The sequence below is a fragment of the Exiguobacterium sp. s70 genome (assembly GCF_018618315.1).
GTDB classification, from domain to species: domain Bacteria; phylum Bacillota; class Bacilli; order Exiguobacteriales; family Exiguobacteriaceae; genus Exiguobacterium; species Exiguobacterium chiriqhucha.
The window spans coordinates 22,866-48,450 of sequence record NZ_JACSLV010000004.1; the positions used below are offsets into that span (position 1 = coordinate 22,866).

The following is a 25,585-nucleotide window of genomic DNA, read 5'->3' on the forward strand; positions in this document are numbered from 1 at the left end:
TTGTGTATCGTCTTCGCTTCGCTTATAATGAAAGTATCAATCAAAGGAGGCTCATTAATCTATGAGTGATCGTAAACAAGCGTTAGAAATGGCATTACGCCAAATTGAGAAACAATTCGGTAAAGGCTCAATCATGCGCCTCGGTGAAAATACAGATCAGCAAGTTTCGGTGACCCCGTCAGGCTCAATCGCCCTCGACATCGCCCTCGGTGCAGGTGGTTATCCACGTGGTCGTGTCATCGAAGTGTACGGACCTGAATCGTCAGGTAAGACGACGGTGGCGCTTCATGCTATCGCTGAAGTTCAAAAGCGCGGCGGACAAGCTGCCTTCGTCGACGCCGAGCACGCGCTCGACCCGAAATACGCACAAAACTTGGGCGTCAACATCGATGAGTTGCTCTTATCACAACCGGATACAGGGGAACAAGCCCTTGAGATCGCGGAAGCCCTCGTCCGCTCTGGTGCGGTCGATATCCTCGTCGTCGACTCGGTTGCGGCACTCGTTCCGAAAGCCGAGATTGAAGGGGAGATGGGAGACTCACACGTCGGTCTTCAAGCCCGCCTCATGAGCCAAGCGCTCCGTAAATTGTCTGGTGCGACGAACAAGTCGAAGACAATCGTCATCTTCATCAACCAAATCCGTGAGAAAATCGGAATCATGTTCGGTAACCCGGAAACGACACCTGGTGGTCGTGCCCTCAAGTTCTATTCGTCGGTCCGTCTCGAAGTCCGTCGTGCTGAAACGCTCAAACAAGGTCAAGACATGGTCGGGAACCGGACGAAAATCAAAGTCGTCAAAAACAAGATCGCGCCACCGTTCAAGACGGCAGAAGTCGATATCATGTACGGCGAAGGAATCTCGCGTGAAGGCGAGCTCATCGACATCGGGGCCGACCTCGATATCGTTCAAAAGAGCGGCGCGTGGTACTCGTACAACGAAGAGCGTCTCGGTCAAGGCCGTGAGAACGCGAAGCAGTATATGAAAGAGAACCCGTCGGTGGCCGCATCGGTCGAAGAACGGATTCGCGACCACTACGGTCTCAACGGTGAAAAGACGGTCACAGTCGAAGCTGACAACGATGACGTCCTCTCACTTTTAGACGAAGAGTAAGTAACGTTTCTCGCCTGACATGGTTCAGGCGAGATTTTTTTAGTATAATTTTTTTGATGAATTGGTAGTTCTATCCTGTCCGTGCATTGCATTCTAACAGGTAAATAAGTACAATAAAGCTATACGCGGGCTCGCTCGCGTTTTCATTCATGAAAAAATAAAATAACCTTGCGAAAGGGAGGTGAACATGATGGAATGGCTATTAGAGCTTATTCTGATCCTCCTTTTGCCGATAGCTTTTGTTGCAGGTTTTTTTGTGCGTAAATCGATCGCCGAAGCGAAGATTCAAGGTGCCGAGACGGAAGCGACCAAGATTGTAGAGCAAGCGCGACAACAATCGGAAGCGATGCAAAAAGAAGCACGGCTTGAAGTAAAAGAAGAGATGATTCAACTTCGCAATGAAACCGAACAAGAATTGCGCGAACGACGTGAAGAGCAGAAAGTGAAAGAAAATCGTTTCGTCCAAAAGGAAGAGCTTCTCGACCGGAAAGCAGACATGCTTGAACGGAAAGAAGACGCGTTGGATGAACGTGAGGCTGCACTCGCGAAACGGAAGCGTGAAGCGGAAACGCTCGAGAGCAAAGTGGAGGAATTATATGAGGAGGCACGCCAAGAACTAGTACGCGTGGCAGCCTTGTCGAAAGAAGAAGCACGGACCATCATCATGGACGAAGCGAAGCAGGAAGCGCTTCACGATGCTGCTCTCCTTCAAAAAGAAATCGAGCAAAAAGCAAAATTAGAAGCTGATAAAAAAGCGAAACACCTCTTGTCTCTCACGATGCAACGTTATGCGGCCGAACACGTCGCCGAGACGACCGTATCAGTCGTCAACTTGCCGAGTGATGAGATGAAAGGGCGCATCATCGGACGTGAAGGACGTAACATCCGCACGCTCGAGACACTCACCGGCATCGACCTCATCATCGATGACACGCCGGAAGCGGTCATCCTGTCTGGATTCGACCCGGTCCGTCGTGAAATCGCCAAGATGACGCTCGAAAAACTCGTTCAAGACGGTCGGATCCATCCGGCCCGCATTGAAGAGATGGTCGAGAAATCACGTCGTGAAGTCGATGAACGCATCCGTGAATACGGGGAAGAAGCGACATTCTCAGCCGGCATCCACGGCGTCCACCCGGACCTCGTCAAGACGCTCGGTCGAATGCGTTACCGGACGAGTTACGGTCAAAACGTGCTCGCCCACTCGGTCGAAGTGGCCCACCTCGCCGGCATGATGGCCGCCGAGCTCGGGGAAGACGTCACGCTCGCCAAGCGAGCGGGTCTCCTCCACGATATCGGGAAAGCCATCGACCATGAAGTCGAAGGCAGCCACGTCGAGATTGGTGTCGAGCTCGCCACGAAGTACAAAGAGCATCCGGTCGTCATCAACTCGATCGCCTCGCACCATGGGGACGTCGAAGCGACATCGACGATCGCAGTTCTCGTCGCAGCGGCTGACGCCTTGTCAGCGGCGCGTCCAGGAGCCCGTCAAGAGACGCTCGAAAGCTATATCCGACGCCTTGAGCGCCTCGAAGCGATCTGTGAGTCGTTCGAAGGAGTCGAGAAGTCATATGCCATCCAAGCGGGACGTGAAGTCCGGATCATCGTCCGCCCAGACGTCGTCGATGACGTCGTGGCGAACAAGATGGCCCGCGACATCTGTAAACGGATCGAAGATGAGCTTGACTATCCAGGCCAAATCAAAGTGACGGTCATTCGCGAAACGCGTGCCGTCGATTATGCGAAGTAACAAGAGCGGAGACATTCTCCGCTTTTTCTATTGGAGGAGGACAAGACTATGAAAATCTTATTTATCGGCGACGTGGTCGGAAAACCAGGTCGCGACATCTTGAGCGCCCAAATCGGACGCTTAAAAAGCAAATATAGCCCGACGTTCATGCTCGTCAACGGTGAAAATGCAGCCAACGGACGTGGTATCACAAAAAAAATCTATCAACAATTTCTCGAGCTTGGATTCCATGGCGTGACGATGGGGAATCATACTTGGGACAACCGTGACATCTTTGACTGGATTGATGATGCCGACCGCATCGTCCGCCCGGCCAACTATCCTACCGGTACGCCCGGTGTCGGGATGATGGTGTTGAAACAAGGCGGGAAGAAGCTCGCCGTCATCAACGCGATGGGGACGGTGTTCCTGCCGTCGCTCGACTGTCCGTTCCGCACCGTCGACGCGCTCGTCGAAGAGATTCGCGGCGAGGTCGATGCGATTTTCGTCGACATGCACGCCGAGGCGACAAGTGAGAAGATTGCGATGGGGTATCATCTTGACGGACGCGTTCAAGCCGTCGTCGGCACCCATACGCACGTCCAGACGGCTGACAACCGCATCCTACAAAACGGTACGGCGTACATCACTGACGTCGGGATGACGGGTCCGCTCGACGGGGTGCTCGGCATGGATGCCGAGGTCGTCTTAAGAAAATTCATCACCCAGCTCCCGGTCCGGTTTGAAGTTGCCGAGGGACGGGAACAACTAAATGGAGTTTTAATCACAATCGATGACCAATCGAAACGAGCCACGAAAATCGAACGCATACACCTAGATGATCAGACCGTATGGTTTGATTGAACAACCTACCCGAGGGGGAAACAAGAATGGACGTACTCAAAGTTTCGGCAAAATCGAATCCTAACTCCGTGGCGGGTGCACTCGCTGGCGTACTTCGTGAAAAAGGAACGTGTGAGATTCAAGCAATCGGCGCTGGAGCGCTCAATCAATCCATCAAAGCGGTCGCGATCGCGCGTGGTTTCGTCGCGCCGAGCGGGCTGGATTTGATTTGCATCCCGGCGTTCACCGATATTATGATTGACGGAGAAGAACGAACGGCAATCAAGCTCATCATCGAACCAAGATGAGCTTGCGGTCGGGACATAGGTCCTATTCTTGTAAGAGAAGCCATCGGCGCGGATGGCTTCTCTTTTTTGTCTGGAAAATCGACGTTCTATCTTCTCAGGTTCGTCATTTTATGACAAGATGAAAGAGAACGTGAAGTTCGATTAAGAGATGAAGAGGGGGACGTTTTCAATGGAACAGCTCGTGTCTACGACAGAGAAGGAAGCAACGACACCTGTGATGAAAGCGATTCAAAAACATACGGCCGGATTCGGGGCCCAATTGGTCGAAGTGCCAATCCCGACACCAGGAGCCGGGGAAGTGTTAATCAAAGTGAAAGCGACATCGATTTGCGGGACCGATGTCCACATTTATGAGTGGGACGACTGGGCAAAGAGCCGGGTCAAACCGCCATACGTGTTCGGTCACGAGTTCGCGGGGGAAGTCGTGGCGCTCGGGGAAGGAACGAAACGCATCCAAATCGGACAGACCGTATCGGCCGAGACGCATATCGTCTGTCACCAATGTAAACAGTGTTTGCGCGGGCAGTATCACATCTGTAAGAACACGAAAATCATCGGTGTCGACACGCAAGGCTGTTTCGCTGAATACGTCGTCATGCCCGAAGAGAACTTGTGGGTCAATCCAGAGTCGATGCCGGCCAAGCTCGCTTCGATTCAAGAGCCGCTCGGAAACGCCGTCCATACAGTGCTCGCGAGTGACGTGTCGGCCAAGTCGGTCGCCATCGTCGGGTGTGGGCCAATCGGGCTCATGGCCGTCGGCGTCGCCAAGGCGGCGGGTGCGAGCCGCGTCTATGCGATTGACGTCAACCCGTACCGGTTGAAGCTCGCCGAAGACATGGGGGCGGACGTCGTCATCAATAGCCTCGAGCAAAATCCGCTCGAGCTGATCATGGATCAGACGGACGGGGACGGTATCGATGTCGTCTGTGAGATGAGCGGGCATCCGGTCGCCATCGACCAGGCGTTCAAGATGGTCACGGCCGGCGGGGACGTCAATGTGTTGTCACTCCCAGCCAAGCCGGTCGCCATCGACTTGACGCGTGACGTCGTCTTCAAAGGGGTGCGCGTTCAGGGCATCACCGGACGTAAGATGTATGAGACGTGGGGTCAAGTGTCGACGCTACTCGCGACAGGTCAGCTGAACGTAGAACCGATTATCACGCACGTGTTCAAGCTTGAGGAGTTCGAGCAAGGTTTCGAGCTTATGCGTGCCGGGAAATGTGGAAAGGTCGTCTTAATACCATAACAGGGGGAATCGATATGGCATTTGAACATATTACAGAAGCAGTCAATGAAATGAAACAAGCGGGCACGTTCCGCTCGCTCGTGCCGCTCGAGTCGGCGCAAGCGAACGAAGTCACGATCGACGGCAAGTCGCTCGTCCAGTTGTCTTCGAACAACTATCTCGGACTCGCCAACCATCCGCGCTTGAAACAAGCGGCGATTGAAGCGGTCGAACAGTTCGGGGCCGGCACAGGTTCGGTCCGGACAATCGCCGGGACGTTCGAGATGCACGAGGCGTTCGAACGCGAGCTCGCCGAATTCAAACATACGGAAGCGGCGCTCGTGTTCCAGTCGGGCTTCGCGACGAACCTCGGCGTCTTGTCGGCACTGCTCGGTCCGGAAGACGTCGTCATCAGTGACGCGCTCAACCACGCCTCGATTATCGACGGCATCCGGTTGACGAAAGCGGCCCGCCGCATCTATAAGCACACCGACCTCGCCGATTTAGAGGCGGCGTTGAAAGAGACGCAAGATTATCGGACGCGTCTCGTCGTCACGGACGGCGTCTTCTCGATGGACGGCAACATCGCGCCGCTCCCAGAAATCGTCGAGCTCGCCGAGAAGTATGACGCGGCGGTCATGGTCGACGATGCCCACGCCTCGGGCGTGCTGGGCAAAAACGGCCGCGGTACGGTCAACCACTTCGGGCTCGACGGCCGGGTCGCGCTACAAGTCGGGACGTTGTCGAAAGCGATTGGTGTCCTCGGCGGCTACGTCGCCTGCTCGAACGACATCCGTGACTTCTTGATTCAAAAGGGACGTCCGTTCTTGTTCTCGACGTCACACCCGCCAGCGGTCGTCGCGGCGAACCGTGAGGCGATCCGTGTCATGAAAGAGGAGGAAGAGCTGTTCGATAAGCTTTGGGCGAACACCGAGTTCTTCAAGACGGGTCTTCGTGATCTCGGCTTCGATATCGGCCATGCGACGACGCCGATCACACCGGTCATGCTCGGCGAAGAGACGCTTGCGCACACATTCTCGGATAAGCTGAAAGACCACGGCGTGTTCGCACAGAGCATCGCCTTCCCGACGGTCGAGAAAGGCAAGGCCCGGATTCGGACGATCGTGACGGCGGAACATACGCGCGACGACCTCGAACGCGCGCTCGCTGCCTTCAAAGCGGTCGCGGAAGAACTGAACGTCACGCTTCACGCATAAGCTTGAAACTGCAGACGATTCGTCTGCAGTTTTTTCATGCAACGAAACGCGAGGCTGTCGACTCTAATGTATGACAAAGAAAAAGGGGGTCGACCGGATGGAACAACGAAGACGCCTCGTCAAGCGGGCGCAAAAGGGCGATGAAGAGGCGTTCATCACCTTGATGCAACACTATGAGTCGACGCTCTATGGCGGCGCACTACGCATGTTGTGCCATGAAGCAGATGTCGCCGACGTGATGCAAGAGACGGTGCTCCTCGCCTATACGAAACTGCACACGTTGCGTGACGCTGAATTTCTGCATACGTGGTTGTACCGAATCATGCTGAATGAATGTCATCGTCTCATCCGCAAGCGAGAGCGAGAGACAAACGTGAACGGCATCATCAAAGAAACGGCGGTGAACGATGCGTATCACCTTGAACTCGACGAGGCGATTCACGCTCTTGCCCCGATGTATCGCGAAGTCGTCACGTTGCGCTATGTGATGGAACTGACGACCCGTGAGATTGCAGACGTGCTTGGCACGCCGGAAGGAACAATCAAAGCAAGGTTATCGCGGGCGAGAGAACAGTTGAAGCAGACGTACTATCGACAGGAGCGTGAATCGGTATGAATGAAGAGTTCGACAAGCGATTGACACAATTACATAATGAAACCAATCTATCGAGCGGGGCGCGCCAGGCGTTCGATGCCGGCTATGCCCGCGTCAGGGAACAGGCGAACCGGGCGCGTCGGAGACGCCAGCGCCGTGTCGGCGGGGTGGTCATGATGGCGGCCGCGACGTTGCTCGTGTTCATACTGGCGTTTGACGGTTCAGCGCTTGCCGCCATCGATCGTTTATTTAAGTTCGGAGACCGTGGCATCGACCAAGTCGTGTTGACGAACGGAGGAGAGCGACCGGTCGCGACCACCACAGATCAAGACGTTCACATCAAGTTAGAGCGGGTCATCGCCGACCGCCATCAACTCGCGCTCCGTTTCGTCCTGACAAAAGAGGAAATACCATGGAAAGACGTCACGGATCTGAGTCTCGACTATCGTGTTCGTAGTGCGGACGGATCGTATGTCGACGAGATGGTATCGGATACGTTGCCGTTGAAGGGGGACGGTGGAATGCGTGGCCATCAAGTGAACGTGATGGTCGATGAGAGCGGATCACTCGTATATGAAGTGTTGAGCGAGGCGGGCGACAAAGACATTCCGTCACTGGAAGGAGCGACGATTGAGATTGAGACGGTTCGGCTGTTCCGTGACGGGGAGACCGATACAATCAACGGTGACTGGCGTTTACCGATTGAACAGGTGACGATGCAAGCCGCGATCCGTTATGAAGCTGACGACGCCGTCTCCCCGCTTGAAGTCGGGAATGTGGTTGTCGACCTGACATCGATGCGAATCGAGCTTACCGTCAACGGGGATGATTACGATGAGAACTATTTTATCGACCACGTGAAGCTACGTGATGCGGATGGGAACGTGTACAACATTGAATCTGGATATAGTCGATCGGTCAGTGCCGGAAAAACAAATCTGGTGTTCCAAGTGCCGTTCACGTCACGAGATGCCGGTCCAGAACTGATGCTGATTGTGGAAGGCATTGGTCAAGTAAAGCTTCAACCCGTTAATAAGTGACTTGCAGCATGCCTGATTCAGGTATGCTGTTTTAGTTTGAAAATTTTGGTAGACATTTAGGTGGAATGACTCTAAAATTTGAAAAGGTAAACCAAATGATTAACGTTTATATTATTTCAACTACCGAATTTATTATATAAAAGAAAGGGCGACGCGACGATGATGCAAGCCTCACATTTAGTGATGGGCGTAACCCTGTCCGCGGAAACATTCTCCATCTTGACGATTTCACCGCCGTTCATCATAAACGTCATCTTCAGTGCTGTGGCTTTGGTTGTCGTGATTTATTCCCGAAGCAAGAGCTGGAAAGGTCGATTGTTCAATACTGTTATAACAATATGGTCACTGTTCTTCATTTCGATGTACGTGTTTGCCTGGTATGTACGACTGAAACATGATATCACGCCAGACTTTGCGGCCTCGTTTGCGCCCGGTCCATTTCCAGGATGGAAAGAATTGCTGGCACAGAGTATGGAGGAGCCAGATGTCACTGGAAATGCGATTACATATGCTGCTTTGCTGTTCCTGACGCGAAAATATAATAACTGGTACATGTGGCCGGTAAAAGTCATCTTTATTTTCTTTGTAAGCCTCTTTTTCATCAAGTATATTCCGGTCGTGATCAACTGGGTGTTCAGGTGATCACAATCAGATGGATTAACGAGGTTGCTGTCATCATACGATTGATGACGGCCTAATCTTTAGATAATAGTGAGGATGTAATATGATTGACGACACTAGTATTGTGATGGGAGCCCTTTGGACGGCAGAAGAGTTTTCTGTCCTGACGATTTCTCCAGCTTTTATCATTCAGGTTATTTTTGCAATTGGAACTTTGTTCGTTGTGTTTTATCTCGATGTGGAGTCATGGAAAGAGTTTTTAACGTTTTTAGTGATGACGATTGTCGCTTCGTTCTTTGTTTCGCTTTATGCCATGGCGTGGTATGTACGCATTAAATATGATACATCGCCAGATTTCACGGCATCATTTGGTATAGATTCATTTCCTGGGTGGCCAGCTTTCATAAATCAAATGATACACGGACCGAACGTCACACAGCATGCGCTGCTTCATGCCGTCATTCTGTTCTGGATGCGTAAAGATAATGTCTGGTATATGTGGTTGCTAAAAGTACCCTCGCTCTTTTTCGTCAGTCTCTTCTTCGTCAAATATGTCCCCATCGTCTTCAATTGGCTCTTCACATAAAAAAGCAAGGCCAATGGCCCTGCTCAAAGAATCAACATCCCGCGGAATCCACGGGCCGCATAATAGGAGTCGGCCCCATTATGATAGACGAAGATCTGGTCGTAGCGGCGGTCGCAGAACAAGGCGCCGCCTTTTTGACGAATCGATTCCGGGGTGGCAATCCAGCTCGACGTCTTCAAGTCGAACGTGCCGAGCGTCTGCAGATGGCGATACGTTGCTTCGTCGAGTAGTTCGATGCCCATCTCTTCAGCCAACTCGACGGCACTCCCCACCGGTTTGTTCTTCTTTCGCGCCGCTAACGCCGCATCGTCATAGCATAGGCTACGTCGACCACTCGGACTTTCAACCGAACAGTCACAGAAGACATGCTCCCCGTTCGGAAGTCGAATCACATCGGGTTCGCCGCCGGTCCGTTCCATTTCGGAGAGCGCGGCGAGTTTACGGTCGTCCGCTTGAAGACGAGTCAAGATGTCGGGCCAGGTGAGATCTTGATGTCGTTCGGGGTTGGTGGTAAAGCGCGCTTCGAGAGTTTTCAACAACTCGGTTGTTTCTTCGTGTGAAAGGGTGGACATCATCAATCACTCCATTCCAAGGTTTCTTTCAGTATACGACATCACTTGTGATCGATTCAGCACACTGTTCATGGAAAGGGGAATGCCAATTGAATTTCGATGCCTTAGATGTTCAGCATCTACATGCGCAGACGTTCCGGACGATTGATTTGTTCTTGCTCAAATCTATTTGGTCAGACGTTTTGCCGCTCGGTTCTTATCGCGTGATTGACTATGGTGAGTTAGATTTGGAACTTACCAAACCACAATTACTTCAGCTTCGATGGATTGATTTGACGTTACCGATTGGCATCTATTCGAATGAAAAACTAGTCTTTTTGTATAATTCGTATCATCGCAAATTATATACAGAAAAAGTTGTGTCCATCGAGCTAGCCGGACACGATGTTTCTTTCCTCGATTTTTTATTGGCACACAGTCAGACGTTTCATGACCCTGATTCATACTCTCTGAAAATGGAGGATATGTACGGCCTCTCACCGGACAGCCAATGGAGAGAGTTCGGGTTACCGGAAGTGAAGGCCCCTGCGGCATTCATTGCGGACTTATTAATCGCACTCGGTGTTACGTCATTCCAAGTCGTCTTATCCAAAAATAAACTGTTATCCGATTTTGAGTCTTGGGCGAAGCGGACGGGAAGCGATCATGCAATTGAATCTAGTGGGAAATGGACGTGGTCGAAGACGTATAAGGTGAGTTGTGATGTCTCCCGACAACCAGAACAAGCTGTTCATCAAATTGTGTCACTCCTGGAACATGATGAAGAGTGGGAAGGCATTCGATTCCTCATCCCGACCGAGACAGAAACCGTCTCATTGTTCATTGGAGGCGATTTGACGCAAGGATATGGCTACGGTGTGTTTCAGTATAAACATCCGGGAGAGGTGGTTTCCAATGAGATTTGAAGATTTGTTCTTGTATGACGGGATGATGCACGTGTTTGCTTTCAATTATGACCTCGGACCTAAGACTCTGACGTTCAATCTACAGCTCTTCGACCACCCTAGGAAACGGAACGTCTCTTTCCGTGAGCGGCTTGAGGCGAATGGGATTCCTCCGCAAAGCGAGATGGTGAACGTGAAGCTCCGCTTTGAAGACATCATATACATGGAAGTCATCGATGAATCGTATACCGATGGAGTGGTGATCACGCCTCATGACAAGTTTGAAGGAAATCAAATCGTTCGTTATACAAAGTCAGGCTATCTCGATCAACTCCAAGAAACACGTTTTCAGTTGTGGGAGTACATCAAACCGGACGTCGCTACATTTTGCCACTATCGGATATACGGATTGGACACGGTCCTCGAAATCATCACGATGTCGGACCCGACTGTCGAGGCGGCGATTGGGTTAAAATGTATCCGTCGGGGGAGCCCAACCATCTATTTTGGTGGGAAGCATTACTACGAGCAATCTTAAAAAGTCCACATATCAGCAAACAGGCGCCCTCTCTGACCGAGAAGGCGCCTTCTTATTAAGCTGATTGAATCACATCGTCCGTCAAATCGATTTGCCGACCGAGCCAGACGAGCGGAACGGTCAACGCTGCGCCAATCAAATAGACGATGGCGATCGGTAATCCGTCCGCGAGCATTCCGAACGTCAGGCTGCCGATGCTGAAGGCGAGGGTGTAGGCCGTCTGTTGGACGCTATAGACGTACGGAAGCTGCGAAGCCGGTGTCGTTTCCTGGAGCACCGTGTTCGTTTGGATGATACGAAGTTGGGTGGCGTATCCTTGAACTGCGAGCGCAATGAGCGCGAATGCGATATGAGACGTCACGCCGAACAACAAGGCAGCCCCGACCGACAGTAGGGAGCCTACAGCAAGCGAACTGGTCCGTTGAGCGCGATACAAGTATGCACTGGCCAGAATCATGCTGATCAAGAAGCTTGCGTTCATCGAGCCCCACCAGCCCGTATCGATGTGGAGATGGCGTTCCAGATAGACGAGCAATAGTGCAGAAATCCAGAGCGTGCTGACGAAAGACTCGAACGTGACGAATACCGTGATTAATCGAGCGTGAGGTGCTGTTCGCACGATGGCGAGGCTGTCTCTAAGGGAAATGTCTGATTCATCATCTTCTACCGTCACGTCGCGGTCGAGTGAACGGACGAAGCGAAGCGTGACGAGCGTCGAGAGCATGAACATCATCAACGCGACGGTCAAGGCAATCGCGCTTGAGAAAGAAGCGACGACCATCGTACCGAGCGGCCACATCGCCAGCTGGATGAACTGGTTCGACCCTTGGACGAGACTGTTCGCTTGTTGACGATTCGTCGTCAGTCGGGGGATGAACGACGCTTGGACCGGACGGGCGAACCCGTCCAAGAAGGCGATGAGCACGACGAGACCGAGGACGAGAATCGACTCTGACCACATGACGGCTCCGAGCAAGGCCGTCTTCAATAGTTGCGTGACGAGCAGCGTCTGTCCGAGGGTGAACCGAGATAAGACGCGGGCAAAGAACAGACCGCTCACGGTCATGCCGATCGTGACGGCAATCGGGAAACTGGCCGCAGTCAGGGCGGAACCGGTCTGTTGATATAACAAAGCGATCAAGGCGACGATATAAAGCACGTCACCAATATTGGCCAGCCATTGACTGACCAGCAGCAGGTAAAACGACTTCATCATGACTCTCCTCCAGAACTATTCAATTTTGGGTGGATGACATGATGTCGAATTACATATTTACACCGCTCTCTATATAATATTAAAATAATTATACAAAAAATGATTATTTATGTAAACTTAGCGTGTGGATAAAATTGTAATTCTTAGGAGGGGCAGATGATTCAACAATCGTTAAAATTAGTGGGGAAGAAACGACTGCGTTGGGATTCACGTCAGCTGCCGGCTCTAGCGCCGGATGAAGTCTTGATTCAGACAATCACGACTTCCGTCAGCATAGGTGCCGAACTCCCACAATACGAAGCGAACGACCTGACCGATCCGACGCCTGACTATCCGCGAAAAGTAGGTTATGAAAGTTACGGCGTCATCATGAAGACAGGAACAGACGTCACATCGCTTCAAGTTGGAGATCGAGTCCTTGCGTTTTATGGGCAACAATCATATGGCATCGTCTCTGCAGATAAGGCGTTTCACGTACCGGCAGAAATTGACGATAAATCGGCTCTGTTGGCCATCTTGTCGTGTGATGCCGCCAAAGGGGTGAGAAAGTTGAACCCTAAGCCAGAGGATGCGGTCATCGTTTCCGGCATGGGTACGATGGGTCTCCTTGCGGTTTACTATTTGAAGGTCTTTTATGGAGTGGAGAAAGTGGATGCGATTGAGCCGGACCCTACTCGGAGAGAACTTGCTAAGGCGTTTGGGGTAGGGAGTGTATATGCGCCGAACGAAATGGGGTTCGATTGCTATGACTACGGTATCGAGTGTTCAGCGAGCAATGCTGCATTTGCCTTACTCCAGCAAGCTGTGAAACCGGAACGATCGATTTGTGTGTTATCGGACGGGAATAAAGAGGCGCTCGTCCTCCAGCCTCAATTCTATGAAAAAGAGTTACAGATTATGGGGTCGAGTGACGGCTGGGACTATCCGGAACACTTTCAGTGGTATTTCGAATCGGTTCAACGAGCCGAATATATTAAACAAATTTTTGATATGGACATTCAACGAGACGACTTGATTCGCACGTTTAGTGAGTTGAGTGAACGGACCATCCATCCGCTAAAGATTGCTGTCACGTATCCACAGACAGAAAATTAAATCGTACGTCAATATGGAAAACAGGGAAAGGACGGGGGAAACATGCTCGACTATAAAGTGAATGAGGAACTATCGCTACGGATGTTTAACGTGAACGACGCGGAGGCGTTGTTCCAGTTGACGATGGCGTCGAAGCCATACCTTCGCGAGTGGCTCGGTTGGCTCGATTACACCGAGACGGTCGAGGATTCACGACAAAACATCGAAGGGCGAATTAAAGGATTGATGGAGACGGGCGGGTATCCGAAATCGTTCGCGATTGTGTATCAGGGTGAGCTCGCCGGGACAATCGGCTTCAACGATATCGACCGGGGCATCAAGTGCGGCACGGTCGGCTATTGGCTCGGCCAAGACTTTCAAGGGAAGGGCATCATGAGTCAAGCGCTCGAGACGGTCATTGATTATGGGTTCCGTGACTTGAAACTTGATAAAATTGAGATTCGGGTCGCGACCGGGAACGTGAAGAGTCGGGCCTTGCCGGAACGGTTCGGCTTCCTCGAAGAAGGGGTGCTCCGCAATGCGGAGTGGCTCTATGACCGCTACGTCGACCACGTCGTGTACGGGCTGTTGCGAGATGAATGGGCCCATTAACATACAAAACCCCGTCCTGTTATGAACTGCTCCCCGTCAAGTAGACAGGGCAAATAATGAAAACCAACCTAGGCGGCTTGAGACCTGTATTCGACAGGGCTCAAGCCGTTTAGTCGTTTCTGGAGACGCTCGTGGTTGTAGAACGATATGTATTTCTCGATGGCCGTCGTGAGTTCGTTATAGGCCTGGAACTGACGCAAGTAGTACATCTCAACTTTCAAGGTGCCCCAAAAACTCTCGATCGGGGCGTTGTCGATACAACGTCCGACCCGGGACATGCTGTGGGTCAGTCCCGCGTCTTCCACCATTCGCTTGAACCCTCTCGAGGTATATTGGAACCCTCGGTCGCTATGGATCATCGGACCCGCTCCTGACCGGAGCCCCGCGATGGCTGGCATCATCGTCTGGAAGACGAGAACGTTGTTGTTGGACCTCCCGATACGATAGGCGACGATTGAGCCGTCATACAGGTCGATGATCGCGCTGAGATATGCCTTTTTTCCGGAACCATATTTGAACTCGGTGACGTCGGTGCACCATTTCTCGTCCGGGCGGGACGCACTGAACTCTCGGTTCATCAGGTTCTCCGCCACATGCTGTGGCGTCGACTTCTTATGTTTCTTCCGCTTCCGGCGGATGATTGATTGGATCCCATGGATATGCATCAAACGATAGACTCGCTTTTCATTGAACGGGGACAGACCTTGTTGCCGACGCAGCCGATTGATTGTCATCGTGATCCGACGGTATCCGTATGTGCCGTTCGCCTGGTCATAGAGTAGACGAATGTCCTCCAGAAGCTCCTCGTTCTCTTCTTGACGCACCGGTATGGTGCGATTCAACCATTTGTAATAGGCCGCCCGTGAGATGCCAGCGACCCGACAGAGGAGGACGATCGAAATGGCCTCCTCGTCGTATAGTTCTTTGATGGCGGTGTATCTTTGCTGTAGCCGTACCTGGCTGATCACGACCTCCTCTCGATCTCCTCTAACTTTTTTAGGTATAGGTTGTCTGCACGAAGAAGTTCGTTCTCAAGCTCCATTTGCCGGATACGGCGTTTCAGCTTCTCTTCTTCACTTAGTTCGTCCTCTGGCTTCGTACGCCCACGGCGGTCTAGGAGCGCTTCTGCCCCGTTCGTGTCATACTTCTTGACCCAGCCATAGACCTGGGCATAGGACACCTGAAATTTTTCCGCGGTCTGTTGGTAGTTGCGTCCATTCTCCAAACAGTATTTCACGATTTCAAAGCGCTCTTCGAATGTAGTTTTCTTCCTTTTGTCATAGCTCGATCCATCCCTTTCCTCGAATCTGTTAACTCGCTATGACTAGTATACTTCTTAACCCATCTTCGAAGAACAGACCAATCACTGATCTGATGTTTGGAGAGAACTTCCATAGTAGTGATCCCATCGAGATAGTCGCGGACGGCCTCAATCTTCTGTTCCTTGGTGTAAGGTCTCCATGTCTTCGATTCCTTCAACGCATCGATCCCACCGGTATCGAATTTCACTTTCCATACCCGAAGGGTATGCTTAGAGACGTGATGGGCCTCCATGATTTCCTTCCAAGTATATTTTTCTTCATTCATCATGCGCAGCGCGCTCAGTTTTTGTTCGATCGAATGCCGACTTCTCGCCATAAAAAAACACTCCCCAATCAGATAAACAGATTTGTTATTTCATCTGTCTACCTATTGGGGAGCATATCATTACAAGGCGGGGTTTTCGTTTGGGATTTGTTCGCCGAAGAGTTCGCTACCGAACTCGGCATACGCCTGCTCATAGCGCCGGAGCGATGACTCTTTATGCATACATGTCACGTTCATCCGCTCGAGTGACGTCATGTCGGTCGCATACGTCTTCAAGACGTGGGCGTTCCGGAGCATCGACGGTGTGACCGAACGGCTGAGACCGCTGCGTTCATTCAATTGGCGCATCATCTTCGTAATCATGACAATCGTCAGCTGTTTCGGCTGGTTCTTCGCATACACCCAACGGAACGTCATCCGGGAGAAGTCGAACGAGACGAAGACGGGATCGTCCGAGTACCAACGCGGACGGACCGGCGTCGGGATGTCGGCCAAATAGTTCATGAGGAGTGTCTGGTCCTCTTGACTGAGTTTCAACGTGAACCGGTTGCCGAGCCGGTCATAGACGTCGAACTCATGGCTCGCGAGATGCAGGTCGTTCATCCGGAGGCGGATGATATGGTGCACCCGGAGTCCATATTTATAGAACAACGTGACGATCAGCTCGTTCCGATTGACGAGATACGGATGCGCCTGAAGCTGGTTCTCACTCAGCCCGCTTGTCGAACGGATCTTCCGAACGAGCTTGCTGAACTCGGCGGGCAATGCAATCTGGTCGACGGTGAGCGTATGGGCTGGTTGGGCATAGGCTAGCATCTTTTTCCGGTGCGGATTCAAGAAGACGGTCAGGCTATTGATGACGGTGACGATTCGGGCGACCGTCGCTTGTTGGTATTGCTTCTCTTCGATGAGGAAGTCGTTGACGAACGTCTTCCACGATTCGAGCGGGACGGCGAGCCACGCCTCCGGGGCATCGAGCTCGACGTTATGGTCATGAAAGTATTTGTGCACATCGATCAAGTCGTACCGATAGCGTTTCAGCGTCGACGGTTGACGGCCGCTTGCGCCGAGATGGAACAAGTACGCCTCGATATATTCAGGCAATGGATACTCTTTTCTACGTTTCGTCATGGACGTTCCTCCTTCTCCTCATATCGTACCACAAACGGACGTTCTCCATTCGTCGTTTCGTGGTAAGATGGAGGATGAGACTTATAGGAATGAGGGATTTTTATGCAACGAGAGAAAGTCATTATCGTCGGATGTCAATTACCGACTGTCGACGATTGGACATATGAACAATCGATGGGGGAACTCGTCGAATTGGTCGATACGGCACGAGGTGAGGTCGTCGCCCGTCTCGACCAGAAACGGCAACAAGTCGACCGCCGCACGTTCATCGGGAAAGGGAAGGTCGAGGAGCTCGCGGTGCTCATCGAACAGTTTGAGCCGGACATCGTTATCTTCAACGCCGAGCTGTCGCCAGCCCAGTCGAAGAACATCCGCATCTCGCTGAACGACCCGGACGAGATGAAACTGATTGACCGGACGCAATTGATTCTAGACATCTTTGCCGGACGGGCTCAATCGAAAGAAGGGAAGCTCCAAGTCGAGCTCGCCCAGATGAACTACCTGCTCCCACGCTTAATCGGACAAGGCACGCAACTGTCACGTCTCGGTGGCGGAATCGGGACGCGGGGACCGGGTGAAACGAAACTCGAGTCGGACCGCCGACACATCAAGCGCCGCATCGACGAGATTAAGAAAAATCTCGAAGGCACCGTCGCGCACCGTGACCGTTACCGCGAACGTCGGAAAGAGAACCGTGTGTTCCAAGTCGCGCTCGTCGGATATACGAATGCCGGGAAATCAACGATTTTCAACCGCTTGACGGACGCCGATACGTACGAACAGGACGAATTGTTCGCGACGCTCGATCCGCTCACGCGTGAGCTCGAATTGCCGCGCGGCGGAAAAGTGCTCATCACGGATACGGTCGGATTTATTCGCGACTTGCCGACGAAACTCGTCGCCGCGTTCCGCTCGACGCTCGAGGAAGTGCTCGGGGCTGACCTCGTCTTGCACGTCATTGACGCGTCAAACCCGCATTACATGAACCAAATCGACACGACCAACTCGGTCTTGACGGAACTCGGCGCGAGTGAGTTGCCGCAGCTCGAGGTATACAATAAGAAAGACCGGTTGACCGAAGACTTCGTTGGCGGACCACTCGTCATCTCGGCGCTCGACTCGAACGATATCGAGACGCTCATCGGCGCGATCGAAGATAAGATTGCTGATGTGTTAACGAAAGTACACGTCATCTTGCCGGTCCGCTCGTTCGAGCATTACCATCCGGCCAAAGATTCGATGTATCGTCTCGAGGAGAAGTTCCTCGATGACGGTTCGGTCGAACTCGTTGGATATATGAGAGAAGACACGCGTCTATATGCGACGCTTAAACAATTTGAGGTGTGAAACAATGATGTGGCAAGAAAAGATTGCGTATTATGATGAATTGGCCCCGTTCGTGACCGAGGCGGAAGCGCGGGTAAAACCATATTTTGAAACGATCGAGGCGACAGCGGAGTTCAACCAATACCGTGTCCTCGAGTCGTTTAAGAAGCATAAAGTGTCGGATTTTCATTTCAATCCGACGACCGGGTACGGCTATGACGATATCGGACGCGACACGCTCGAATCGATTTATGCTGACGTGTTCGGGGCGGACCTCGCCCTGTGCCGCCCGCAAATCATCTCTGGGACGCACGCCATCGGGATCGCCTTGTTCGGTGTGTTGTTGCCAGGGGATGAACTGCTTTATATTACCGGCAAGCCGTACGATACGCTTGAAGAGATTGTTGGGATTCGGGGAGACGGCCGTGGGTCGCTCAAAGAACTTGGTGTCGGCTACGACACGGTCGAGTTGAAAGACGACCAGATCGATGTCGAGACCGTCATCGCACGGATTCGCCCTGAGACGAAGCTCGTTGGCATCCAGCGCTCGAAAGGTTACGCCAATCGACGCAGCATCCCGGTCCGAGAAATCGGGGAGGCAATCGCGAAAATCAAAGCGGCACACCCGCACGTCTTCGTCTTCGTCGACAACTGTTACGGTGAGTTCGTCGAGACGATTGAACCGACCCACGTCGGGGCTGATCTCATGGCCGGCTCGCTCATCAAAAACCCGGGTGGCGGCTTGGCGAAGACGGGTGGCTATATCGCCGGGACGAAAGAACTCGTCGAACGCTGCTCATTCCGCATGACGACACCTGGCATCGGAAGCGAGGCCGGTCCGTCACTCTATTCGCTCCAAGAGATGTATCAAGGGTTTTATATGGCGCCGCACACGGTCGCCCAAGCCTTGAAAGGGGCGCACTTGACGGCGAGCCTGCTCGGATTGCTCGGTTTCGAGACCGACCCGCACTACACGACGCCTCGGACCGATTTGATTCAATCCGTGACGTTCCGCGATCGCGATAAAATGATTGCGTTCTGTCAGAGCATCCAGATGGCGTCACCGGTCAATGCGCATGCGTTGCCGGTACCGGCCTATATGCCGGGCTATGAAGATGATGTGATCATGGCGGCCGGGACGTTCATTCAAGGCTCGTCGATTGAATTATCAGCCGATGGACCGCTCCGTGCTCCTTACACGGCCTACGTGCAAGGCGGCTTGACGTACGCCCACGTCAAGGTCGCGCTCATGCTCGCCTTGAGCCAATTGCGGACGAAAGAGCTCGTCACATTTGACCGTGACATACTCTCACAGAAGTTGTAACCGAAATGTCATGTTAACTTTCTTAACATCTATTGACAGGTAAGTTGTCATGTATTATTCTCACATTGTGAGACAGAAAAGGAGGGGTAAGAGATGGCCGATCAATTTCGTCGCTCCAACCCGTTGTTTCCGATAGGAATCGTTCAAGATTTGACTCAACTGACAGGTAGGCAGATTCGGTACTATGAAGAACAGGGTCTGATTTCGCCTAGTCGGACGGAATCGAAACGACGGCTCTATTCCTTTAATGATGTCGAACGTCTACTCGCGATCAAGGATTTTATCGACCAAGGCTTCAACTTGGCGGCGATTCGTCATATGCTCGACAACACGGATGCCAAAGATGCGGAATCACCAAAAGCGCCGGTCGATGAAGCACCGAAGATCTCTGAACAAGAGTTACACAAATTATTGAAAACACAGCTTCAAGAAGCTGGCCGTTTCAATAAGACGTCGCTCATTCAAGGTGAGCTGTCACGTTTTTATCGATGACGCCAGTACATTAACCATTACACAATGTGAGAGGGGACATTTTACCATGGCCAGAAAAACGTTCACGAAAGAAGACATCAAACGGATCGCACAAGAAGAGGACGTACGCTTTATTCGTCTTCAATTCACGGATATCCTCGGGACAATCAAAAACGTCGAGGTACCGATCAGCCAATTGGACAAAGCACTTGATAACAAGATGATGTTCGACGGCTCTTCAATCGAAGGTTTCGTTCGCATCGAGGAATCAGACATGTACCTCTATCCAGACCTCAATACATGGGTTGTCTTCCCGTGGACAGACGGCAGCGGTAAAGTCGCTCGCTTGATTTGTGATATTTATAACCCGGACGGCACACCGTTCAGTGGTGACCCGCGTGGTAGCTTGAAGCGTAACCTCGAGCGCATGCAAAAGCTCGGCTTCACAGCATTCAACGTCGGACCAGAGCCTGAGTTCTTCCTCTTCAAGAAAGACTTGAACGGCCAACCGACACTCGAACTCAACGACCAAGGCGGTTACTTCGACTTGGCACCGGTCGACCTCGGCGAGAACTGCCGTAAAGAAATCGTCATCGAGCTCGAAAACATGGGCTTCGAAATCGAAGCATCACACCACGAAGTCGCACCAGGTCAGCACGAAATCGATTTCAAATACGCAGATGCGGTCACAACGGCTGATAACATCCAAACGTTCAAACTCGTTGTCAAGACGATCGCAGCGAAATACGGTCTTCACGCGACGTTCATGCCGAAGCCACTCTTCGGTGTCAACGGTTCAGGGATGCACGCCAACATGTCGCTCTTTAAAGGTGACACGAACGTCTTCTACGATCCAAACGGCGAAATGGAACTTTCTGATACGGCCCGCGCCTTCACAGCAGGGATTCTCGAGCATGCTCGTGCGTTCACGGCCGTCTGTAACCCGACGGTCAACTCGTACAAGCGCCTCGTACCTGGTTACGAAGCACCTTGCTATGTAGCATGGAGCGCGCGCAACCGTTCACCACTCGTTCGTGTACCTGCGGCCCGTGGCCTCTCGACGCGTATCGAAGTGCGTTCAGTTGACCCAGCGGCGAACCCGTACCTTGCGTTGTCTGCCCTCTTGGCATCTGGCCTCGACGGAATCGAGAAAGACATGACAGCTCCGAAGCCGATTGACAGCAACATCTACGTGATGGACAAGCCTGAGCGTGTTGCAAACGGCATTGACGACCTTCCGGCTACACTCTTCGACGCACTCGAAGTACTTCGCGCCGATAAAGTCGTGATGGATTCACTCGGTGACCACATCGGTGAACACTTCCTCGAGTTGAAAGAAATCGAGTGGGATATGTTCCGTACGCAAGTAACAGAGTGGGAACGCGATCAGTACATGACGCTCTACTAAGTAGATGAACTGGGGACGTTAACCCTACCAATCAGAGTCCTGAAGGAGTCTTCGCAAGAAGAACTCATTCAGGACTCTTTTTCTATCGTTCTATATAATGAGGAAGAATGTATGGCTGGATGAGCGGACTAGACGAAACTGAAGGAGATGGAAGACGTGGCCACACCGTTGAAAGAGGTATATCATGAGGATTTTTTGCTAGGATTTGGACGACGTATTCAATCCGTTTACCCATCGTTTGATATACAAGCATTTGTCGCATCGATTGTAGATGAGTCATGGGAAGCGTTAGCGCTGAAAGGGCGTATGCGCCGTATTTCGACAAAGCTCGGGGAGTACTTACCTCAAAACTATGAGTCAGCTATAGATGTATTGGTTGAAATTGCAGACGATTGTGTCGGCTTTCCATATTTATTCTTTCCCGACTTCGTAGAAGTGTATGGACAGGCGGAAGAACATTGGGAACGCTCGATGTCAGCACTCGAACTCTTCACGCAGAAATCGTCTTCTGAATTCGCAATCAGACCTTTTCTGCTTCGTGATTCGACGCGAGTAATGGATCGCATGATGGCATGGGCCAAGCATCCGAATGAGCATGTGCGAAGATTGGCAAGTGAAGGCTGTCGTCCTCGTCTTCCGTGGGCGGAGTCATTACCGATGTTCAGAGAAAATCCGGCTCCCGTGTTTGCGGTTTTAGAGTTATTGAAAGAAGACCCATCATTATATGTAAGGAAAAGTGTCGCCAACAATCTCAACGATATCTCGAAAGATCACCCGGAAGCCGTGCTCGAAGTCTCGCGTCGATGGCAAGGCGAACATCCTCATACCGATTGGGTCATCAGACATGCGTGCCGAACATTGATCAAATCCGCACATCCTGACGGCTTAACGCTGTTCGGTTATACGCAAGAAACGGATTTGACCGTCAACGCATCGATTTCGATACATCCGAACGTGCTCAGCATAGGGGAGGCGTGCGAGATTCAATACGATGTGTCGATTCGTCCAGGCGATGCCGCCTATATTCGGGTCGAATACGCCATCGATTTCATAAAAGCGAACGGGAAAGCGAGTCGTAAGGCATTTCTGCTAGCGAATAAAATCGTCGCCGGGGGTGCGCGACTGGTCGCGAACAGGATGCACAGTTGGGCAGATTTGACGACGCGCCGACATTATCCGGGTGAGCATCGTGTCGTTTTGCTGGTCAATGGACGCGAAGTCGCTGAGAATCACATCATGTTGTATAAACGCGATGATTGAATCATACTTTGCGAAACAATATGATGTCAGCACCCACATCTGTGTGGACAGGAGAGATGATCATGATGGAAAAAGGAACATTATTTTTTCTTTGTGGGAAGATGGGGGCAGGGAAATCAACGGTATCCAAGCGACTCGAGCTCGAAAAGCATGCGGTACGGTTGTCCGAGGATGAGTGGTTACAGGCACTTTATCCTAATCAGATTCATACGTTCGAAGATTACAGACGACACTCTGAACTGCTCAAACCAATCGTAGAAACAACTGTCCAGCGTATGCTTGAAGTAGGGACAAATGTCGTGATGGACTTCCCTGCCAACACAATCGGTCTACGTCAATGGTTTCTTGCCATAGCGAACAAGGTTGGGGCAGACCATCAATTGATTTATCTGAATCTTAGCGACGAGCAGTGTATGAGACGAATTGCTAAAAGGCGGACAGAAATGCCTGAACGGGCAGCATTTGACACAAAAGAAGTGTTCGATCATGTCACTTCGTTTTTTGAAGCACCTTCTGAGTCGGAAGGAATCCGAATTATCGAATATGATTAATCCGTTAATATCTTCAGACGCTTAAAAAGGGCAACCCAGTCTAGTAGACGGGTTGCCCTTTTAGGTGCATAGCATAAATGTTTGGCTTAAAAGGCACGTTTGAAGAACGTCGACGCATAATCGAGCGTCGTATGTAACGTCGTCGCGAAGACGAGTCCGAAGAAACAGGCGGCCCCGTTCAGGTCGAGCCACGATCTGGCAGCTTCCTCATACGGCGTGAACGTGAGCAAAAGCGTGAGCGGGAAGCCTAGATAGATGACCCGGATCAAATCACTCAAGAGCGGCAGATGCGAGAATAACGACCGATGGGGCATAATCTTCACGTAAGGGAGCCAAAAGCCTCGGAGTGGTCCCCATCGATAATAGGCGTCCGACTTTAAGTCAAGGTCCGGGGAGAGCCAGAACGTCCCGATTAGGGCGCCGAATAGGAACACTGTCGGAATATCGATGTCAATAAAAGGCGTGGCAATCGCAAGAGCACCGATTGCCACGAGATTCGTACGGGTATGTGTCTTGCCACTCGCCATTAGTGAATCGTACGGTATACACCGATGACCTTCCCTAAAATCGACACGTTATCGAAATACATCGCTTCGAGTTCGTCGTTCTCCGGTTGAAGACGGACTTTCGAAGCTTCTTTATAAATCCGCTTCACTGTCGCTTCGCCTTCATCCGTCATGGCGACGACAATCTCTCCATTGTCGGCCGTGTTCTGTTGGCGGACGAGGACACGGTCCCCATCCAAGATGCCGGCGTTAATCATCGAGTCTCCCGATACCGAGAGCATGTAGACGTTGTCGGAACCGACGACGTGGGCCGGGAGCGGGAAGTGCTCTTCCACGTTCTCGATTGCCGTGATTGGCGTACCGGCCGTGACTTTCCCGATGACCGGCACGTACATGACGGCATCATGGTCTTCCACGACTGACATCTCTTCATCTAAAATTTCGATGGCACGTGGCTTCGTCTTGTCACGTCGAATCAATCCACGCTTCTCTAGACGGTCCAAGTGGCCGTGGACGGTCGAGCTCGATGCGAGTCCGACTGCCTCTCCGATTTCACGAACGGAAGGTGGATACCCTTTCGCCCGGACCTCGGCTTTTATAAAATCAAGAATCTGTTGTTGTCTTGCTGACATTTTTTTCAATGGATTTCACCTCGATTATGTCGAATAACCTGCGAACGCATCCTATTCTTTATGGGTTTAGTTTAACACAAGAACACATGAGCGCACAAACATTCGTTCGTTTTTTTCTACTTGACCGAACAGAAGTTCTTGTTTTATGATGAGAACAGATAAACGAACAGACGTTCTCGAGAACGTGTATTCTTATTCCCAGGAGGTAATCGTTATGAGAGACACAATCAATGGAATCATTTTAGTCGGCATGTTGGCACTTGGAATGTTCGCGTTTTATATGGTCGGGGAGATGCGCCACGACGTCGATGTCGTCGCGACCGAACCGGTGATCGAGCATAGCGTCGAAGAAGAAGTCGCCTTGACGGAGGCCGAGTCGCTCGAGGCACAGCTTCTCGCCGAACGCGCTGAGAAAGAAGACGACAAGACGACGTGGTTCGCCGCCGAATAATCTTTTCTGATTGCGAACAGCCCCCGAACCTGTGTATCGTAGAGGGCGAATGGAAAGAAAGGAAGTGACGGGATGCGAGTCGTCATTTATTGTCGCGTGTCGACGAACAAGTCCACGCAAGAGACGTCACTCGGTCGCCAAGCGGACGAACTGACGCGGATGGCGAAACGTCTTGACGCCGAAATCGTCGATGTGATCAGTGAGCAAGAGAGTGGGTATGAGGTCAATCGGACGGGGTTGCTCGATTTGTTGGAGCACGTCTCGACGTCTAATCTCGATGCCGTGCTCGTGAGCGATGACAGCCGCCTCGGACGAGGGAACGCGAAAATCGCCATCTTGCATACGCTCATGAAACATAACGTCCGCTTGTTGACGATGCAATCGTCCGATGAATACGTCGTCTCGGATGCCGAGAAGATGGTGCTTGAAATCGTCAGTGTCGTCGAGGAGTACCAGCGTAAAATCCATAATGCGAAAATCTCACGCGGCATGCGTCGGGCGGTCGCGAACGGGTTCAACCCGCACCGCAACATCCAACATCACGATCAAGGCGGTCGGAGCCGAATCGAAGTCCCGATCGAAGAGATCGTCCAACTGCGCGAGCGCGGACTGACGTTCGCTGAAATTGCCGCCACGCTACGTGGTTTTGGCTATGAGGTGTCGAAAGCGACCGTGAACCGTCGTTATTTGGAGCACGTATCAGTGCCAGAAACTTGATTCCTGCTCGCTGATTTTGTACAGTAGAAGAACAAATTCAGTAGAGAGGG

Annotated in this window: 27 protein-coding genes and 1 pseudogene; 22 read left to right on the forward strand and 6 right to left on the reverse strand. The window is 51.8% G+C overall.

Annotated features, from left to right (window positions below; translation table 11 throughout):
* The first annotated feature begins 61 nt into the window (after nucleotides 1-61).
* From recA to KNP84_RS10380, 10 genes are all read left to right on the forward strand, one after another.
* Nucleotides 62-1,111, forward strand: coding sequence for a recombinase RecA (gene recA / locus KNP84_RS10335; protein ID WP_021067612.1), 1,050 nt, complete (start codon nucleotides 62-64; stop codon nucleotides 1,109-1,111).
* Nucleotides 1,112-1,298: 187 nt separating this feature from the next.
* Complete coding sequence (gene rny, locus KNP84_RS10340) at nucleotides 1,299-2,861, forward strand: ribonuclease Y (RefSeq protein WP_029595337.1); 1,563 nt, start codon at nucleotides 1,299-1,301, stop codon at nucleotides 2,859-2,861.
* Nucleotides 2,862-2,909: 48 nt separating this feature from the next.
* Nucleotides 2,910-3,704 (forward strand): TIGR00282 family metallophosphoesterase, encoded by a 795-nt coding sequence (locus KNP84_RS10345; protein ID WP_058763830.1) that lies wholly within the window; start codon nucleotides 2,910-2,912, stop codon nucleotides 3,702-3,704.
* Between the two features lie 26 nt (nucleotides 3,705-3,730).
* Nucleotides 3,731-3,991 (forward strand): stage V sporulation protein S, encoded by a 261-nt coding sequence (locus KNP84_RS10350; protein ID WP_012726477.1) that lies wholly within the window; start codon nucleotides 3,731-3,733, stop codon nucleotides 3,989-3,991.
* Nucleotides 3,992-4,160: 169 nt separating this feature from the next.
* Nucleotides 4,161-5,237: an L-threonine 3-dehydrogenase gene (tdh, locus tag KNP84_RS10355; protein ID WP_051627709.1), complete on the forward strand. Its 1,077-nt coding sequence runs from the start codon at nucleotides 4,161-4,163 to the stop codon at nucleotides 5,235-5,237.
* Nucleotides 5,238-5,251: 14 nt separating this feature from the next.
* Nucleotides 5,252-6,433, forward strand: a complete 1,182-nt coding sequence (locus KNP84_RS10360; protein ID WP_215114743.1) for a glycine C-acetyltransferase — start codon at nucleotides 5,252-5,254, stop codon at nucleotides 6,431-6,433.
* A 97-nt stretch (nucleotides 6,434-6,530) separates the two neighbouring features.
* On the forward strand, nucleotides 6,531-7,049 hold the full coding sequence (locus KNP84_RS10365; protein ID WP_215114744.1) for an RNA polymerase sigma factor: 519 nt from the start codon (nucleotides 6,531-6,533) through the stop codon (nucleotides 7,047-7,049).
* On the forward strand, nucleotides 7,046-8,068 hold the full coding sequence (locus KNP84_RS10370) for a hypothetical protein (protein WP_215114745.1): 1,023 nt from the start codon (nucleotides 7,046-7,048) through the stop codon (nucleotides 8,066-8,068). The genes KNP84_RS10365 and KNP84_RS10370 overlap by 4 nt, the downstream gene beginning before the upstream one ends.
* A gap of 159 nt (nucleotides 8,069-8,227) precedes the next feature.
* Nucleotides 8,228-8,710, forward strand: a complete 483-nt coding sequence (locus KNP84_RS10375; protein ID WP_215114746.1) for a hypothetical protein — start codon at nucleotides 8,228-8,230, stop codon at nucleotides 8,708-8,710.
* An 82-nt stretch (nucleotides 8,711-8,792) separates the two neighbouring features.
* Complete coding sequence (locus tag KNP84_RS10380) at nucleotides 8,793-9,275, forward strand: hypothetical protein (protein ID WP_215114747.1); 483 nt, start codon at nucleotides 8,793-8,795, stop codon at nucleotides 9,273-9,275.
* Nucleotides 9,276-9,298: 23 nt separating this feature from the next.
* Here the strand turns inward: KNP84_RS10380 and KNP84_RS10385 are convergent, their stop codons facing one another.
* Nucleotides 9,299-9,847 (reverse strand): DUF4256 domain-containing protein, encoded by a 549-nt coding sequence (locus tag KNP84_RS10385; RefSeq protein WP_215114748.1) that lies wholly within the window; start codon nucleotides 9,845-9,847, stop codon nucleotides 9,299-9,301.
* Nucleotides 9,848-9,936: 89 nt separating this feature from the next.
* Between KNP84_RS10385 and KNP84_RS10390 the strand changes: the two genes are divergently transcribed.
* Both KNP84_RS10390 and KNP84_RS10395 read left to right on the forward strand, forming a co-directional pair.
* Nucleotides 9,937-10,752 (forward strand): hypothetical protein, encoded by an 816-nt coding sequence (locus KNP84_RS10390; RefSeq protein ID WP_215114749.1) that lies wholly within the window; start codon nucleotides 9,937-9,939, stop codon nucleotides 10,750-10,752.
* Complete coding sequence (locus KNP84_RS10395; RefSeq protein WP_058763817.1) at nucleotides 10,742-11,269, forward strand: hypothetical protein; 528 nt, start codon at nucleotides 10,742-10,744, stop codon at nucleotides 11,267-11,269. Before KNP84_RS10390 ends, KNP84_RS10395 begins: the two co-directional genes overlap by 11 nt.
* Nucleotides 11,270-11,324: 55 nt before the next feature.
* Here the strand turns inward: KNP84_RS10395 and KNP84_RS10400 are convergent, their stop codons facing one another.
* Nucleotides 11,325-12,482: an MFS transporter gene (locus KNP84_RS10400; protein ID WP_215114750.1), complete on the reverse strand. Its 1,158-nt coding sequence runs from the start codon at nucleotides 12,480-12,482 to the stop codon at nucleotides 11,325-11,327.
* Between the two features lie 159 nt (nucleotides 12,483-12,641).
* Here KNP84_RS10400 and KNP84_RS10405 point away from each other — a divergent pair, with 159 nt between their 5' ends.
* Both KNP84_RS10405 and KNP84_RS10410 read left to right on the forward strand, forming a co-directional pair.
* A complete protein-coding gene (locus KNP84_RS10405; RefSeq protein WP_215114751.1) occupies nucleotides 12,642-13,580 on the forward strand; it encodes an alcohol dehydrogenase catalytic domain-containing protein in 939 nt (312 codons plus the stop codon).
* A 42-nt stretch (nucleotides 13,581-13,622) separates the two neighbouring features.
* Nucleotides 13,623-14,171: a GNAT family N-acetyltransferase gene (locus KNP84_RS10410; protein WP_215114752.1), complete on the forward strand. Its 549-nt coding sequence runs from the start codon at nucleotides 13,623-13,625 to the stop codon at nucleotides 14,169-14,171.
* Nucleotides 14,172-14,239: 68 nt separating this feature from the next.
* Here KNP84_RS10410 and KNP84_RS10415 read toward each other — a convergent pair.
* Together KNP84_RS10415 and KNP84_RS10420 are read right to left on the reverse strand one after the other, a co-directional pair.
* Nucleotides 14,240-15,809: pseudogene (locus tag KNP84_RS10415) on the reverse strand (IS3 family transposase).
* Nucleotides 15,810-15,878: 69 nt separating this feature from the next.
* Nucleotides 15,879-16,889 carry a site-specific integrase gene (locus KNP84_RS10420; RefSeq protein WP_215114753.1) on the reverse strand — a complete coding sequence of 337 codons (1,011 nt, stop codon included), beginning with the start codon at nucleotides 16,887-16,889 and terminating at the stop codon, nucleotides 15,879-15,881.
* A gap of 102 nt (nucleotides 16,890-16,991) precedes the next feature.
* Here KNP84_RS10420 and hflX point away from each other — a divergent pair, with 102 nt between their 5' ends.
* The 6 genes from hflX to KNP84_RS10450 all read left to right on the forward strand — a co-directional run bounded on the left by hflX (nucleotide 16,992) and on the right by KNP84_RS10450 (nucleotide 23,229).
* Nucleotides 16,992-18,236, forward strand: a complete 1,245-nt coding sequence (hflX, locus tag KNP84_RS10425) for a GTPase HflX (protein ID WP_131471212.1) — start codon at nucleotides 16,992-16,994, stop codon at nucleotides 18,234-18,236.
* Nucleotides 18,237-18,243: 7 nt separating this feature from the next.
* Entirely contained in the window at nucleotides 18,244-19,539 is a 1,296-nt protein-coding gene (locus tag KNP84_RS10430) for a methionine gamma-lyase family protein (protein ID WP_215114826.1), read from the forward strand.
* Nucleotides 19,540-19,632: 93 nt separating this feature from the next.
* Complete coding sequence (locus KNP84_RS10435) at nucleotides 19,633-20,031, forward strand: MerR family transcriptional regulator (protein WP_215114754.1); 399 nt, start codon at nucleotides 19,633-19,635, stop codon at nucleotides 20,029-20,031.
* A 46-nt stretch (nucleotides 20,032-20,077) separates the two neighbouring features.
* The gene (gene glnA, locus KNP84_RS10440; RefSeq protein WP_215114755.1) at nucleotides 20,078-21,418 is read left to right on the forward strand and encodes a type I glutamate--ammonia ligase; all 1,341 of its coding nucleotides are present in this window, start codon (nucleotides 20,078-20,080) and stop codon (nucleotides 21,416-21,418) included.
* Nucleotides 21,419-21,574: 156 nt separating this feature from the next.
* Nucleotides 21,575-22,678 (forward strand): DNA alkylation repair protein, encoded by a 1,104-nt coding sequence (locus tag KNP84_RS10445; protein WP_215114756.1) that lies wholly within the window; start codon nucleotides 21,575-21,577, stop codon nucleotides 22,676-22,678.
* 62 nt (nucleotides 22,679-22,740) lie between these two features.
* Complete coding sequence (locus KNP84_RS10450; RefSeq protein WP_215114757.1) at nucleotides 22,741-23,229, forward strand: P-loop nucleotide/nucleoside kinase family protein; 489 nt, start codon at nucleotides 22,741-22,743, stop codon at nucleotides 23,227-23,229.
* A gap of 86 nt (nucleotides 23,230-23,315) precedes the next feature.
* On the opposite strand, the gene KNP84_RS10455 is transcribed toward KNP84_RS10450, so the two are convergent.
* Entirely contained in the window at nucleotides 23,316-23,756 is a 441-nt protein-coding gene (locus tag KNP84_RS10455; protein ID WP_215114758.1) for a metal-binding protein, read from the reverse strand.
* The gene (gene lexA / locus KNP84_RS10460) at nucleotides 23,756-24,376 is read right to left on the reverse strand and encodes a transcriptional repressor LexA (protein ID WP_021067589.1); all 621 of its coding nucleotides are present in this window, start codon (nucleotides 24,374-24,376) and stop codon (nucleotides 23,756-23,758) included. The genes KNP84_RS10455 and lexA overlap by 1 nt, the downstream gene beginning before the upstream one ends.
* Before the next feature lie 205 nt (nucleotides 24,377-24,581).
* Between lexA and KNP84_RS10465 the strand changes: the two genes are divergently transcribed.
* Together KNP84_RS10465 and KNP84_RS10470 are read left to right on the forward strand one after the other, a co-directional pair.
* Entirely contained in the window at nucleotides 24,582-24,818 is a 237-nt protein-coding gene (locus tag KNP84_RS10465) for a hypothetical protein (protein ID WP_021067588.1), read from the forward strand.
* A gap of 72 nt (nucleotides 24,819-24,890) precedes the next feature.
* Nucleotides 24,891-25,535 (forward strand): YneB family resolvase-like protein, encoded by a 645-nt coding sequence (locus tag KNP84_RS10470; RefSeq protein ID WP_021067587.1) that lies wholly within the window; start codon nucleotides 24,891-24,893, stop codon nucleotides 25,533-25,535.
* Nucleotides 25,536-25,585: the final 50 nt, after the last annotated feature.

Excerpts from the sequence above, each read along its gene's own strand:
- rny (WP_029595337.1), top strand. The coding sequence starts at position 1,299 with ATGATGGAATGGCTATTAGAGCTTATTCTGATCCTCCTTTTGCCGATA.
- KNP84_RS10465 (WP_021067588.1), top strand. The coding sequence starts at position 24,582 with ATGAGAGACACAATCAATGGAATCATTTTAGTCGGCATGTTGGCACTT.
- KNP84_RS10365 (WP_215114744.1), top strand. The coding sequence starts at position 6,531 with ATGGAACAACGAAGACGCCTCGTCAAGCGGGCGCAAAAGGGCGATGAA.
- KNP84_RS10405 (WP_215114751.1), top strand. The coding sequence starts at position 12,642 with ATGATTCAACAATCGTTAAAATTAGTGGGGAAGAAACGACTGCGTTGG.
- KNP84_RS10430 (WP_215114826.1), top strand. The coding sequence starts at position 18,244 with ATGTGGCAAGAAAAGATTGCGTATTATGATGAATTGGCCCCGTTCGTG.
- glnA (WP_215114755.1), top strand. The coding sequence starts at position 20,078 with ATGGCCAGAAAAACGTTCACGAAAGAAGACATCAAACGGATCGCACAA.
- KNP84_RS10345 (WP_058763830.1), top strand. The coding sequence starts at position 2,910 with ATGAAAATCTTATTTATCGGCGACGTGGTCGGAAAACCAGGTCGCGAC.
- KNP84_RS10380 (WP_215114747.1), top strand. The coding sequence starts at position 8,793 with ATGATTGACGACACTAGTATTGTGATGGGAGCCCTTTGGACGGCAGAA.
- KNP84_RS10420 (WP_215114753.1), bottom strand. The coding sequence starts at position 16,889 with ATGACGAAACGTAGAAAAGAGTATCCATTGCCTGAATATATCGAGGCG.
- KNP84_RS10410 (WP_215114752.1), top strand. The coding sequence starts at position 13,623 with ATGCTCGACTATAAAGTGAATGAGGAACTATCGCTACGGATGTTTAAC.
- KNP84_RS10350 (WP_012726477.1), top strand. The coding sequence starts at position 3,731 with ATGGACGTACTCAAAGTTTCGGCAAAATCGAATCCTAACTCCGTGGCG.
- KNP84_RS10360 (WP_215114743.1), top strand. The coding sequence starts at position 5,252 with ATGGCATTTGAACATATTACAGAAGCAGTCAATGAAATGAAACAAGCG.
- KNP84_RS10470 (WP_021067587.1), top strand. The coding sequence starts at position 24,891 with ATGCGAGTCGTCATTTATTGTCGCGTGTCGACGAACAAGTCCACGCAA.
- KNP84_RS10400 (WP_215114750.1), bottom strand. The coding sequence starts at position 12,482 with ATGAAGTCGTTTTACCTGCTGCTGGTCAGTCAATGGCTGGCCAATATT.
- KNP84_RS10370 (WP_215114745.1), top strand. The coding sequence starts at position 7,046 with ATGAATGAAGAGTTCGACAAGCGATTGACACAATTACATAATGAAACC.
- KNP84_RS10435 (WP_215114754.1), top strand. The coding sequence starts at position 19,633 with ATGGCCGATCAATTTCGTCGCTCCAACCCGTTGTTTCCGATAGGAATC.
- KNP84_RS10455 (WP_215114758.1), bottom strand. The coding sequence starts at position 23,756 with ATGGCGAGTGGCAAGACACATACCCGTACGAATCTCGTGGCAATCGGT.
- tdh (WP_051627709.1), top strand. The coding sequence starts at position 4,161 with ATGGAACAGCTCGTGTCTACGACAGAGAAGGAAGCAACGACACCTGTG.
- recA (WP_021067612.1), top strand. The coding sequence starts at position 62 with ATGAGTGATCGTAAACAAGCGTTAGAAATGGCATTACGCCAAATTGAG.
- KNP84_RS10395 (WP_058763817.1), top strand. The coding sequence starts at position 10,742 with ATGAGATTTGAAGATTTGTTCTTGTATGACGGGATGATGCACGTGTTT.
- KNP84_RS10450 (WP_215114757.1), top strand. The coding sequence starts at position 22,741 with ATGATGGAAAAAGGAACATTATTTTTTCTTTGTGGGAAGATGGGGGCA.
- KNP84_RS10385 (WP_215114748.1), bottom strand. The coding sequence starts at position 9,847 with ATGTCCACCCTTTCACACGAAGAAACAACCGAGTTGTTGAAAACTCTC.
- KNP84_RS10375 (WP_215114746.1), top strand. The coding sequence starts at position 8,228 with ATGATGCAAGCCTCACATTTAGTGATGGGCGTAACCCTGTCCGCGGAA.
- hflX (WP_131471212.1), top strand. The coding sequence starts at position 16,992 with ATGCAACGAGAGAAAGTCATTATCGTCGGATGTCAATTACCGACTGTC.